Below are 13,338 nucleotides of genomic sequence, written 5' to 3' on the forward strand. Positions count from 1 at the left end.
TTCCTTCATCAATAGCTAAATCAAATATATTTTTATGTATAAAGTTAATTGTTAATCCACTCTCTTTAGCCCGCTCTCTCCCCCATCTCAAACTTTCTTCAGATGAATCTACGGCATCAACATGACAACCTTTTTCAGCAAAAAAGATTGCATTTCGCCCGGGACCACATCCTAATTCCAATACTTTACTCCCAGGAACAAACAAGCCCTTGTCGAAATAATCTACCAAGTTTTCATCAGGCTGATTAGAAAAAAAAGGTACATTCCGATCACGATTCAAATAAAATTGATCCCAGTCAAACCTGGTTTGCTCTTTTAATAATTGATCCATCATCTTCAGCAAATCTTCATGGCTATAAATAGTTTCCACTACTTTTTCCTGCCTCTCTAAATTTATCATCCAATCTTATTTTACCATTTTATAACAATTATACATACTAAGACTACATTACTATTAGAGTCGTTTGGAATGATAAATACTTATGTACGACGTTTTAAAATAGCATGTAAAAGCAGGATTATAGCGGCCTTTTAATGAACGTACAATTCGATATAAAAATTCCAGTTTCAGAAAATGATGTTTCACCTGGGGGGTCGAATGGTTTTCTATTTGAGTATGACAAAGGGTCCATGATAAACATGGACCCTTTGTTACGCAAGAGCACCGTCTGGATTATAGGCGGATATATCGATATCCGTTTCTTGCCCGACTATTAACTTTGAGAGCTGTGACGCGATAAATGGACCCATCGTCAGTCCTGATGCCCCTAGGCCATTTATGACATAAAGATTAGAGTGATGCGGCATACGGCCGAATACGGGAAGGAATCCAGGAGTAAAAGGCCTGAAGCCAACCCTTGTTTCGGTCAAACCTGCATTTGCAAGACCGGGAGCAAGCTTAGTTGCTTTCGTTAGTACTTCCAGTACACCGCCTGCCGTTACCCCGGTATTCATCTCTTCATCATTTTCGTGCGTAGCACCAGCTATTATCCGTCCATCTGGAAAAGCAAGCAGATATTGATCGTTGGGCGGAATAATTACTGGCCAATCATGTGTTTCGGCATGGGTCAGCTTTAAATGACAAATCTGTGCTTTCTGAAAACTGACTTGCATCTGATATCCTAAGGGTTCTAATAATTGACCGGCCCAAGCACCAGCAGTAACTACGACCTGATCAGGCATCCATTCTTCATTGCCAGCTGTCACAACGATTCGTTCTGCTTTCATAGAAAGCTGTGCTTCGGCTGATACGAATCGTGCATTGTACTTCCTGGCTGCCCGCTGTAAGGCATTTCGCAAAGCCCGGCCATCAACGCGAGCAGCACCGCTGACATGTACCGCTCCATATCCTTCAGTAAGCATAGGAAATAACCGTTTTGCTTCGTTTTCGTTCAGAAGGGTTATCTTGCCCATCTCCGGTGCATCCGTTTTGCGCATTTCAGCACGTTGAAGCATCGCATCCAGTTTTTTAGGATCCTCATGCAGGCTCAATGCACCTACACGGGCATAACCCGTTTCAGTTTCTCCATCTTGACGAAGTTCTTCAATTATTTCCGGATAAAAGCGAGCACCACCTTTGGCCAGCTGGTACCAATCTTTATTTCGACGCTGAGATAACCATGGACAAACAATCCCTGCTGCAGCATCTGTCGCTTGTCCTTTATCAAAACGATCGATCACAGTTACCTGTAAGCCCGCCTTGGCAAGCTTATATGCGGTAACCGACCCTGCTATACCTGATCCGATTATTGTTATATGCATATACACCGAACATCCTTTTCTTCATTTAACTACAATATACCATAGCATAATCGACCTTTTCTCAGTATGATTATCGAATGTGACACAGTAAAAATAACCTGAACATTCTTAGACGGACCATAATGATGGAGATAGACTTACTTTGGATTTTTAGAAGTGATAGACTAGTTGCATCTCACCAAAGCAATAAAATCAATCATGAACTAGCAAAAAAACCTCTCATACGAGAGGTTTTTAAAAGCAATCCTTCTATCTGTTTATACTCAAAAGTCTCTTTCTAACGTAAGTACCAATGCTGAATTTTCCCTTTATTGGCTATCTCCTGCTATTCTTTTGTCGGAACCCAGCCTTTTGTCTGCAGGATGATGTTCCAAAGCGGTTCTGGAAGGCCATGACGATCTTCACGAGCAGGATCAATCAAGCTGGTAATTTCGTCTTCGCGTCCTTCTTTGATCTTTGTAACGAATTCCGGGTCGATTAACATTTCACGTCCCATGCCAATCAATGGTACTCCTGTATCTTTGGCTGCAGCCACGTCTTCGGCAGAGTATAAGGATCCGACGCCAATTAGAGGCATTCTATTATTGATGCGTTCCTGGATTAGATCAATGCGTTTGACACTCGCATCCGCACCGCGGCGTGCTGTGGAATGGAAGTCCATTAAAGATACATGCAGGTAATCCAATGGCTTTTCCACTAGAGCATCAATCAGCTCAAGTGTTTCTTTCATCGTTAATCCAGGAGTTTCCGGTTCCTCAGGAGAGAAACGATAACCAACAATAAAGTCTTTGGAGCCGTGTTTATCAACAGCACTTCTGACTGAGTCGATGACAGCCAATGGGAAACGCAAGCGCTCGCCCCATTCATCTTCACGGCGATTGGAAAATGGAGAGTAGAATTGTTGAATAATATATCCATTTGCACCGTGAATTTCGACGCCATCAAAACCAGCTTCGATAGCTCGGCGAGTTGCTTCGCCGAAATCAGCAACGATTTGCTGTATTTCTTCAGTTTCCAATGCACGTGGTGTAGCTGTACCTTTCTTTTCTACAGCACTTGGAGCAACTACATCCCCATTTGGCACTAGATCTGCCCCAGCTTCCCGTCCGCCGTGGTGAAGCTGGATGATTGCTTTAGCTCCCTCGGCTTTTATTGTATCTGCCTGAGTTTTCAGGCCTGCTATATATGTATCGCGTACAATGGATGGCTGTCCTGGGAACGCCTTTCCGTTATCGGATACATTTGTTGCAGCAGTAATGACCAAGCCTATATCCTTGGAACGCTGCGCAATATATGGAAGCTCCTGATCAGAAATCGTACCATCAGGATTGGAAGAGTAATGTGTCATTGGAGCGAGTACGAACCGGTTTTTCAGCGTAACGCCATTTGGCAGTGTAAAGCTCTCAAAAAGAGATGCGTATTTTTCATTCATGAGCTATTCCTCCTTTGTATGACCTTTATTCTAGTGAGTTACAAAAAGGGTAGCAAACAAAATGCTCATTCGTAAGTTAGTTATTATTTGTAACAATCTTGTACAGAAGAAGCTCATTATTGGTTTTCTGGATTCAGTAGTTAAGATTTCAGATTATGAATTCGTCAAAATTTATTGTTTTTATATTGATACAAAAGTTATTCATGTTAATCCAATCAATCATCTTTCTTGCTATACTCTCTTTTATAACTCTCTAGTAATCTGCGCATTATTTATTCAACAAAATTCCCCCCTGAAAATATAGTTACTTATTCGTAATAAATTTAATATTATTTTCATCTAAATGATATTGATAATCGTTATCATTTACAGTATACTATTTTTAGAACACATCATAAAAGCCATAGAACATAAATCCCCCCCTCTTGCATAAAGGCCCTAAGAGTAGTATCTTAGGGCCTTTATCTATTTATCAAATTCTAAATCCTATCATTTCCATATACTTCCTTACCTTTGTTATGATTGAATCATTACATGTTAAGGGGGGTTTTTTATGAATAACAAAATTCAGCTAGGTAAAACAGACTTACTTGTAAATCCGATAGGCCTTGGAACTAATGCAGTTGGAGGACATAATATCTACCCAAATCTCGATGAGGAAACTGGACGTGAAATCGTACGGACTGCCATCGATCATGGCGTGAATTTTATTGATACTGCCTATATTTATGGCCCGGAACGGTCAGAAGAATTAATCGGAGAAATTGTTAAAGAAAAAGGCAATCGTGAAAACCTTGTTATAGCTACAAAGGGGGCTCATAAGTTCATCGAAGATGATGTGGTAGTTGATAACTCCCCTGCATTCCTTATTAAAACTGTCGAAGAAAGCCTAATGCGTTTACGTACAGATTATATAGATCTCTTCTACATCCATTTCCCAGATCAGAATACACCAAAGGATGAAGCAGTCGGCGCCTTAAAGGAATTAAAAGATGCCGGGAAAATCCGTGCAATCGGAGTATCCAATTTTTCGTTGGAGCAATTAAAAGAGGCCAATAAGGATGGATACGTTGATGTAATCCAATCTGAATACAATTTATTTAAAAGAGATGCTGAAAAAGAGCTTCTCCCCTATACCGCCCAACACAATATATCCTTTGTTCCGTACTTCCCGCTGGCTTCCGGTCTTTTAACTGGAAAATTCACAAAGCATTCTACTTTTAGTGACGGACGTTCTCGTAATCCATTATTTCAGGGAGAACTATTTGAGCAAAACCTAAAAAAAGTAGAACAACTACGCAAGATTTCGAAAGCTAAAGACGTTGAAATCGCTCATCTTGTCCTGGCATGGTACTTGGCGCAGGATTCAATTGATGTTGTTATCCCTGGCGCAAAACAGCCGGAACAAGTCGTTGATAATCTTAAAACACTGGAAGTTATGTTATCCCATGAAGAAATCCAACAGATTAGTTCAATTTTCGAATAAGAATGGAAAAGCAGTCTATGAAACATATTGTGAAGTGGAATCAAACAGATGATTTACTTAAGCCAATCGTTTCTCTGTATCAACAAGTATGGACTATTGATACTGACTGTACAGAACAATTCAAACGACATATGAACTACGAAGGTTTTAGAGGATATATATATCTGAATGAAGAAGAGATTCCGGTTGGATTCGCCTATGGTTACGCTTCTCTACCGGGTCAATATTATCGTGAACGAATAGCAAACAATCTAAAATCCGATATATCCAATGCATGGCTAACCAATTGTTTTGAGTTCGTTGAATTATGCGTTCACCCATCCGTGCGCCAAAAAGGAATTGGTTCGCTATTACATGATTCCCTATTGACAGGCATACCTTTTGATACAACTATATTAACGACTCAGCACTCTAATCTGGCTGCAAGGAATCTATATGATAGAAAAGGATGGACTGTCATCAATGATTCCTTCTTCCCTAATGAAAAGACAAAAGAACGATATCTAATATTCGGCAAAAAGCTGTCATAGCTTATATTAAAAAAATAAGGAGAGCAGCCACACCGGCACTCTCCTTCTATCTTTATATTAACCTTGTATTTGATTGATTTTTGCAAGCGCCTGGTCAGTACTCCAGAATATATTGTCTTCTCCAACAACCTCCAGAATACCACCTCTTTCAAATCTGCTAAGAACTCTCCGCTGTACTCCGCTAAAGATGATTTTTACACCTTCTTGTTTCTTTAATTCACAGAATTCTACCATAGCTTGTACTCCTGAACCGTCAATGGAGGATACTCCACGCATGGAAAGGATCATAACACCTTGATTAATGTCTTCAAGGCGCTCAGTCAACGAGCTCACCGTTGCAAAGAATATAGGACCGGTGAGATAAACTACCCGAATATCTTCGTATGTCTGATTTGATTTTATCCCTTTTCCTTCTAATTTTTCGATATCAACTTTACTGATATTCATTTCTACGTCGGCACTGTTAATAACAAACAATATGGCTGAAAGGGCAATTCCTGCAACAATGGCAACCGTTAAATCAAACACAACGGTAGCTAACAATGTTAGCAAAAATTTAAAGATAGCGCCTTTGAATTTGTGAGAAAAGATATAATGGATACTTTCCCATTCATTCATCCGCCATGCCGTCACAATCAAAATACCCGCTAATGCAGACATCGGTATACTCGACATAATCGGGCTGAGGAGAAACATTGACAAAAGCAAACCAATCGCATGGAAAATCCCCGTCAATCTTGTTACCATACCAGCTTTAATCGCTACACTCGTACGGGCAATCGCAGCAGTAGCCGGAACACCGCCAAAGAATGGGATAATCATGTTCCCAATTCCCTGTGCAACCAGTTCACGATCCCCATTCATTTTTTCTCCAACCATGCGACCGGCAGAAGCCCCGCATAGTAAACTTTCAATCATTCCTAAAGCCGCAATACTGATTGCCGGCCATATCAAGGCTTCGATTTTAGCGAAGGATAAATCACCAAATACCAGTCGATTTTCCGGTAAAAATGTTTTAGGTATATCTCCCACGACCGCTACCGGTAATTTTAAAACGGCATTGATAATTAAAACAATCAGCAAGGCTGCCAAGGATGATGGGATTATAGCGTTCCATTTTTTTGGCCATACAATCATCGTGACAACTGTTATAATACCAATTACTAATGTAGCAAAATCAGGATTAAAACCATTCTCTATATAAGACATGATTTGGGCAATTGGATTCTCTCCGCTCGATTCGACTCCAAAAAAGTTATCTACTTGTCCCATCGCTATAATGATAGCAATTCCTGATGTAAACCCCGTTATAACTGGCATCGGTATAATAGAAACGACGCGTCCAAATTTCAGTAGGCCGGCAATCACCAATAGGATACCCGCCAGCAAACAGGCAATAAATACTCCATCAAGTCCATACTGGGCAACAACAGCAATCAAGATAGCTGACATCGCTCCCGTTGGTCCTGATATTTGATAGGAAGCACCTGATAGCATACTGATAATTAATCCTGCAAGAATCGCTGTAATTAATCCAGCAGCCGCATCCGCCCCACTGCTCACCCCAAACGCTAGAGATAAAGGGAGTGCAACAGCGGTTACTGTAATACCAGCCATAATATCTTTACGTAGCTTTTCAGAATTATAGCCGGCAAATTCATTATGCAAATCGTGAATATATTGTTTAAGCATGCTGATTCTTCTCTCCGTAATAATATGATAATAATCGCAACCTTATTATTATACTGACCTTGGATAATGAATTCTATTAACAATCAATTCCAAATCATCCTAGTACAAAAAAGAGAATGATATATCGAATATTAACGTAATTTTCCCCATAAATTTAAGGAGTACTATATCGTAATCTCTATTCAGCACTCCATTTAGGATATATAAATAAAATCCAAAAGTTTACAAAATAACCTATAAATGCATCATAAAATATTGTAGAATTAACTTTTAATACCATTAGAAAGAGTGAGTTACTCTGTATAAAAAAGTCTTCAAGTGGCAAATTGGCCATCGTTTCTTCTGGAGTTTATTATCAATCGGATTTATCTGGGTATGTTTAAACTTAGGTTCACTTTTCTATGTTAAAGGTGAATTCGCTTCATCGAACAAAGTGCTGAAGCAGCTAGATTCTATGAATCAACATGTTCTCGTACTCTATCAATCTTTAATTGATCAAGAGACCGGACAGCGCGGATATAGTTTATCTAAAAATGCTACCTTTCTTGAACCATTTTATGAGGGATCTGAAACCTTCAAGCAAACATCCGAAAAGCTCAAACAGGATATCACTATTTTTCCAGATGTCAGTGGATCTGTCAGCACCCTAATTGCCAGCGGAGAAGTTTGGAACAAGGAGTATGGATATGTTCAAATTAATATAACTAAAAATAATAAACAGATTTCCAATGATAAGCTTGCGGATAGTAAAGTTGCCTTCGATACCATACGTCACGACTACAAAGAAGCAACGAATGAAATCAAGCAATTGAAATTAAGATTGGAGGAGCGTTCACAAAACAGAGTGATGATTATTCTAACCATTTTTTGTTTTGGAATTCTGCTTATGCTGGTACTGGCTGTTTACTATATCATCCGGCATTTAACCAATTTGGTTCAACCGATTGTTGAATTGGAACACAGCGTTACTTCTTATTCCATGAAGGACTTTTCGGTTTCTGTCCCGAAATATCATAAGGATGATGAATTGGGCCGATTGATCACCGGTATCGAACATATGCGTACCGAACTAAAGGAGAAATTTTTCACACTTGAATCTATCGCCTATAAAGATGGGTTAACAGGGATTAATAATAGGAGAACGGCAGATTACTATTTAACAAATTTTATAAATAAAGCTCCTATGGAAAATGATTTAAGTATCATATTAATAGATATCGACCATTTCAAGGATTTCAACGATAAATACGGACATTTGGAGGGAGATCGGTCGTTAAAACACGTTGCTTCAGTTTTGCAGAAACATGTCAAAACCTTTGATGTACTTGCACGTTTTGGCGGTGAGGAATTCATTCTAATTTTGCCGAAAACTAAATATCTGTGTGCGTTGAAGGTCGCTGAGCGCTTACGGAAAGCGATAGAAAAAGAAGCTCTTGAGACATATCAAATCAGAGCGAGCTTTGGTGTAACCACCTTTGAAAAAGGGGATACCTATACTTCTCTTATTCATAAAGCAGATAAAGCTTTATATAAGGCGAAAGCAAAAGGAAGAAATTGCGTTGAACTTATGCTTACAGATATTGAATCACTCAGCTAGCATTAGTGGCTGAGTGTATTTATTTTATTTTTAACAGGAATATGGCTGCTATAATTCAACCACTCCAATTATCCCGAATATCAGCTGGAGGATATTGACATATCTAATCAGAATAACTTGAGCAATTATCCAAAAACAGAGAACTGAACCCATCATCAGCCCTGCTTTACCTGCTCTTGGATTCCCACTCTTCAAACAAATCCATGCAGACCAACCACCGCCAATCCCATTTAGTCAGAATAATAACAGGCCTGGTATAAACCAGCTACTTTTTTATAATTGTTAAACGTATATCCTTCAATTGGTTTTGAAATGCCGCTTCATTCAAATGACCTGACCAAAAGCTTTCTAGTGCTCTTTTCCACTCTCTCGATTCTCCGATTCTCGGATATCCCAAATTACTGTTTAACATGCTAGTCCCCCTATCTAAATAAGCCCAAACTAAAAAGCATTCCTATCCTCTTCTACTAAAAAAGATAGAAATGCTTTAAAACATTCCCTTAAATTTAAGGTTTACGACTTTTCACACCTCCCTTTCTCCACGTAGGTATTGTAGTGTAAAAAAAGAATGGCAGGTCTCCTGACTTAGGATCTTCACTTTTTCCATATTCGTACAGAATAATCAAATATCTGTTTTAGGAATCATCCTGATGATGCGGTCGTCTTTGTCTGATGGATTGCCCCTGCCATCCCTATTATTCGTCATCATATATAAGGTTCCATCCGGCGCTTCGATGATATTCCTGATGCGCCCATACTGATCTTTAAAGAGCGATTCTATGCTTTTCACCTGTTTTCCGGATTCATCAAGCTCTACCTTAAGAACCTGCACGCCACGCAGATTGGCAATCAGCAATTGGTTTTTCCATTCACCCTTCGAGACAAATGTCATTCCCGACGGGGCCCATGTTTCAGTTGCGCTATGAGCAATCGGCGTTTCCATTCCCTCTTTTGCTTCATCCCCCTGAATTATTGGCCATCCATAGTTTTTCCCTGCTTCAATCAAATTAATTTCGTCATGTGCTGATTGACCATGTTCCGAACTGAATAAATCTCCTGTAACAGGATGCCAGGCAAGTCCCTGCGGATTGCGATGCCCGTAGCTATAGACAGGCGACCCCTCAATTGGATTATCATCCGGAATGGAACCATCAAGATGGATTCTAAAAATTTTACCGCCCATACTTGTCTTATCCTGGGCTAAGTCAGGTTCATACCGATCTCCTGCTGTAATATAAAGCATCCCGTCTGGTCCAATCTTAATTCTCCCACCATTATGATTTGTATCTCCAACAATTCCATCAAGGATCACTTTATCAATCCTTGCTTGATTGTCACCTACTACAAGACGAAGAATACGATTTTTGATTTCACCATTATCTTCATAGGAGTGATACGTATACATAAAATGATTCGTTTGGAAATCAGGATCCAGTGCCAGTCCAAGTAATCCTCCCTCCCCTTCACTGATAAAAGGCGCTGGCAAAGACAGGAGAGGTTCTTCCCTTACTTTCCCATTACGGATTTCTCTTATTTGGCCAGGCCGTTCCGTAAAAAATATTCGTCCATCATCGGCTATAACCATTTCCCATGGTACATTGAGACCTTCAGCAACGACTTCTATCTCATATGGCTGCTTTTCATCTGTCTCAGTCTGTTTAACAACCGTGTCATTTTTCTCTTCCTTTGAACAACCAAGCAGAGCCATCATAATCAAAAAGGGGGGTAACAAGCGAAATATTTTTTTCATATTGGCCTCCTATTTATATGGGCTTTTTCAATGATTCTTCTAAAGAGGTCATACAAGGGGATCACTACTTTTCAGGGCGAGTAGGAGGATATCCCTGAGTATTTCGATATGCCTTCCGCTCGTCCGTAAAATCAGACCATACTAACACACAATTCAATTCATTGGCATGATAAACAATACAGCGGATTTGATCTTCCACACATGGATCGACACGGCATCCAACCAATTCTTCATAGCGGTCGAATAATTCTGCAGGATTTTCATTTCTAACGTCGTTTACAGAATAGAATCCCAGTACTTGTACCATCATTTTAGATGCACCCAACCCGATTGAAGGGATTTCCTGAAAGTCTAACAGACCTTTTAACTCCTTAGCCCGATCTGTAGAACAATTCAGTATGATTTTTAATTCTTCTGTTGTTTTCGTTGGTATTTGGTCTATTCGAACCTTGTTTTTACGAAGATTACTCCGTTCCGTCCCCGATAATGGCAGTTTCATTTATAGCCTCCTCTTATTCTTAGTTTTGTTAAATTTTATCATAATCCTTTCATACAGCTAAACGATATCGTCTAGAATACAAATACTATATAGAATCTCTTGAAATATTTAAGTAAATTATCCATAATAGAATAACTTGGGAGGAAATGAAAAAATGACTAATTCTGAAGCAAATATCACATTATTTCGTGCAGTCAATGACATTGGTAAAGAGTATCCGGACATCAATCCACTTTTTATTTTTTTTGCTGAATATACAGTATACTGCTTAATACTGGTTCTGTTGTTTTACTGGCTAACTCGTAATACTAGAAATAAATTAATGGTTGTCAGTGCTGTTATTGCTTTTTTTATCGCCGAAGTAACGGGCAAGTTAATTGGTATGATTTATTCACATCATCAGCCATTTGCCGTTTGGTCCGATGTAAACAAGTTAATTGAAAAAGAGGTTGGAAATTCTTTTCCGAGTGATCATACGATTGTATTCTTCTCAGTTTGTATAACCATTGCCCTCTTTCGTAAACGATTCTGGTATTTATGGACAACACTTGCACTCCTTCTTTCTATTTCCCGAATCTATGTAGGAGTCCATTACCCCGTTGATATTTTAGTAGGTGCACTTCTTGGAATAGGTGCGGCTTTGCTCGTTCACAAAATTATTCCTAAACAAAAATGGATTAGACAATCCATCGCTCTATACGAAAAGGGCGAAAGCTATCTGTTTAACCGAAATAAAAGTATTTAATCAACGTTCATTACAGCAATACAGCCGCCGACTAGATCGGTGGCTTTTTTATTTTTGCGTATCTTTTTAAAAGAAGCTATGTTAAGGTTTAATTGTCTGAAAATTACATTTATTAATTTTTAGGCATTATATTATCAAGGAGGTTAATTATATGAATATGGGACTATATCACAACTCAAAAAAAACCAAGGGGAATACAGCTAAATAAAAGAGCGCTTCCCCAAATTAGAAAGGGGAAAATCAGTTGAATCAACTATTATTAATTATTGATGCACAACAGGAACTAATAGATGGGAATCAAGACATGAGGGCTGTTTTTAAAAAAGAACAGCTTATTCAAAATATTAATTTAGTAATTAAAAAGGCAAAAGAGGCAAATGCCACGATAGTTTGTGTAAGAGATCTTGATATAGCCGGAGGTAAAGGGAAAGGATTTCAAGTTCATGATGAAATTCATCTACCTGTGGAAACAAAATTCTTTGACAAAGCAGCAACGAATTCCTTTCACGGAACTGGACTATTAAATTATTTAAAATCTAATGAAATTAATCATATTGTTATAATGGGCTGCGAAACACAGCATTGTATTGATAGTGCAGTCAGAACCGCTACTATTAATGGCTTCGATGTCACTTTAGTTGGTGATGGACATTCCACAATCGGCAATGACATTTTAAGCCCGGAACAAATCATAAACCATCATAATAAAACACTTCATGGCCATTACAATATAGAACATTTTTCTATTGTAAGAAACGCGGAAGATCATTTATTTCATCCCAGCCATGATTCGTACCGATAAACAGCAACAGGATCCCAATTCTTAAACAAATTGGGATCCTGTTTGTTTTACTCAATGATTATCACTGGATTTCTTCCCTGCCGGTTTATCAAAAAGGGCTAAAATGAAGACGGTACTGATAATACAGATTGTACCAAGCCACTCGGCTATTCCAAACGTAACATGCAGCCAAAGTATGGATACAACCGCTGCAGCAACTGGTTCCACAGATGCCAGCACACTTACCTCTGTAGCTCGAATATATTTCATACTTTCCAAATAGCATATAAACGGAACAATCGTACCAAATATAATCACAAAAATAACAGCAAGTACTGCATAAAAGCTCCATTCTCCCTTAAACTCCCATGGAGGATTATAGAATGAAAAGCAAACTCCTCCTATTAGCATTGCCCACCCTAAAACGAGAGTTGAACCCCATTTAGGAAGCAGTTTACGCGGAAGCAAAGTATAAAATGCTAAAGCGAATGCCGAACCAATTCCCCACATCAAAGCACTAACCGAAATCGATAAACTATGTATATTTCCTCTAGTTGCAATCAGAAATGTCCCCAATATGGCCAAACCTACAACAAGGATCTCTTTATTTGTAGGCAGCCTTTTTGAAATCACGGCAAAATAACAGGTAATGATAACTGGTGTTAAGTACTGTAAAACGGTGGCCGTAGCCGCATTGGAATAATTGATAGCCATAAAAAACGTGTATTGCACAGCCAATAAACCTAAAATGCTGAACAATAAAAGACTTCTTGCGTCTTTCTTGTCCTTCCAAATAGCACCTATCCTACTCTTTACTTTTAAAGAGACCAGGAACAAGAGAACCATTCCAGATACAAGCAAGCGAATACCCACAACCCATTCCGGGGTAAATCCGGCATAATGAAATAAATACTGCGCTACTGTTCCACATACTCCCCATAAAATACCGGCAGTTAATACCAGTAAAATTCCTTTAACTCTCGTATTTTTCAATAAAATCATGCTGTTCCCTCATATATTTCATAGTTTACAGTGCTATTATACTTTGATTTTCACAGAAAAGGG

General features: G+C 38.9%; 13 protein-coding genes. 5 read left to right on the forward strand and 8 right to left on the reverse strand.

The genetic code is table 11. The annotated features are described in order from the left end of the window. The 3 genes from AC4D4B_RS14390 to AC4D4B_RS14400 all read right to left on the reverse strand — a co-directional run. Positions 1-400: class I SAM-dependent methyltransferase (locus tag AC4D4B_RS14390; RefSeq protein WP_491000341.1), on the reverse strand; the 400-nt coding region annotated here is incomplete at its 3' end. Between the two features lie 251 nt (positions 401-651). Further along, positions 652-1,761, reverse strand: a complete 1,110-nt coding sequence (locus tag AC4D4B_RS14395; protein WP_490996682.1) for an NAD(P)/FAD-dependent oxidoreductase — start codon at positions 1,759-1,761, stop codon at positions 652-654. Positions 1,762-2,086: 325 nt separating this feature from the next. Continuing rightward, entirely contained in the window at positions 2,087-3,193 is a 1,107-nt protein-coding gene (locus tag AC4D4B_RS14400; protein WP_491000342.1) for an NADH-dependent flavin oxidoreductase, read from the reverse strand. 553 nt (positions 3,194-3,746) lie between these two features. Here AC4D4B_RS14400 and AC4D4B_RS14405 point away from each other — a divergent pair. Together AC4D4B_RS14405 and AC4D4B_RS14410 are read left to right on the forward strand one after the other, a co-directional pair. Then, positions 3,747-4,679, forward strand: a complete 933-nt coding sequence (locus tag AC4D4B_RS14405; protein ID WP_491000343.1) for an aldo/keto reductase — start codon at positions 3,747-3,749, stop codon at positions 4,677-4,679. 2 nt (positions 4,680-4,681) lie between these two features. Beyond that, positions 4,682-5,209 carry a GNAT family N-acetyltransferase gene (locus tag AC4D4B_RS14410; RefSeq protein ID WP_491000344.1) on the forward strand — a complete coding sequence of 176 codons (528 nt, stop codon included), beginning with the start codon at positions 4,682-4,684 and terminating at the stop codon, positions 5,207-5,209. Between the two features lie 57 nt (positions 5,210-5,266). Here the strand turns inward: AC4D4B_RS14410 and AC4D4B_RS14415 are convergent, their stop codons facing one another. Beyond that, a complete protein-coding gene (locus AC4D4B_RS14415) occupies positions 5,267-6,901 on the reverse strand; it encodes a SulP family inorganic anion transporter (protein WP_491000345.1) in 1,635 nt (544 codons plus the stop codon). Between the two features lie 454 nt (positions 6,902-7,355). Here AC4D4B_RS14415 and AC4D4B_RS14420 point away from each other — a divergent pair, with 454 nt between their 5' ends. Then, entirely contained in the window at positions 7,356-8,498 is a 1,143-nt protein-coding gene (locus AC4D4B_RS14420) for a sensor domain-containing diguanylate cyclase (RefSeq protein ID WP_491000346.1), read from the forward strand. 265 nt (positions 8,499-8,763) lie between these two features. On the opposite strand, the gene AC4D4B_RS14425 is transcribed toward AC4D4B_RS14420, so the two are convergent. The 3 genes from AC4D4B_RS14425 to AC4D4B_RS14435 all read right to left on the reverse strand — a co-directional run bounded on the left by AC4D4B_RS14425 (position 8,764) and on the right by AC4D4B_RS14435 (position 10,747). Beyond that, positions 8,764-8,910, reverse strand: coding sequence for a hypothetical protein (locus tag AC4D4B_RS14425; protein ID WP_491000347.1), 147 nt, complete (start codon positions 8,908-8,910; stop codon positions 8,764-8,766). A gap of 210 nt (positions 8,911-9,120) precedes the next feature. Then, positions 9,121-10,248, reverse strand: a complete 1,128-nt coding sequence (locus AC4D4B_RS14430) for a PQQ-dependent sugar dehydrogenase (RefSeq protein ID WP_491000348.1) — start codon at positions 10,246-10,248, stop codon at positions 9,121-9,123. 64 nt (positions 10,249-10,312) lie between these two features. Then, a complete protein-coding gene (locus AC4D4B_RS14435; protein ID WP_139063870.1) occupies positions 10,313-10,747 on the reverse strand; it encodes a helix-hairpin-helix domain-containing protein in 435 nt (144 codons plus the stop codon). A gap of 154 nt (positions 10,748-10,901) precedes the next feature. Here AC4D4B_RS14435 and AC4D4B_RS14440 point away from each other — a divergent pair, with 154 nt between their 5' ends. Together AC4D4B_RS14440 and AC4D4B_RS14445 are read left to right on the forward strand one after the other, a co-directional pair. Further along, positions 10,902-11,492, forward strand: coding sequence for an undecaprenyl-diphosphatase (locus tag AC4D4B_RS14440; protein WP_066108088.1), 591 nt, complete (start codon positions 10,902-10,904; stop codon positions 11,490-11,492). Between the two features lie 244 nt (positions 11,493-11,736). Beyond that, entirely contained in the window at positions 11,737-12,294 is a 558-nt protein-coding gene (locus tag AC4D4B_RS14445) for an isochorismatase family protein (RefSeq protein WP_066108091.1), read from the forward strand. 51 nt (positions 12,295-12,345) lie between these two features. Here the strand turns inward: AC4D4B_RS14445 and AC4D4B_RS14450 are convergent, their stop codons facing one another. Next, on the reverse strand, positions 12,346-13,275 hold the full coding sequence (locus AC4D4B_RS14450; protein WP_491000349.1) for an EamA family transporter: 930 nt from the start codon (positions 13,273-13,275) through the stop codon (positions 12,346-12,348). Between the last annotated feature and the right edge of the window lie 63 nt (positions 13,276-13,338).

Source organism: Pradoshia sp. Z6_59 (genome assembly GCF_058267515.1).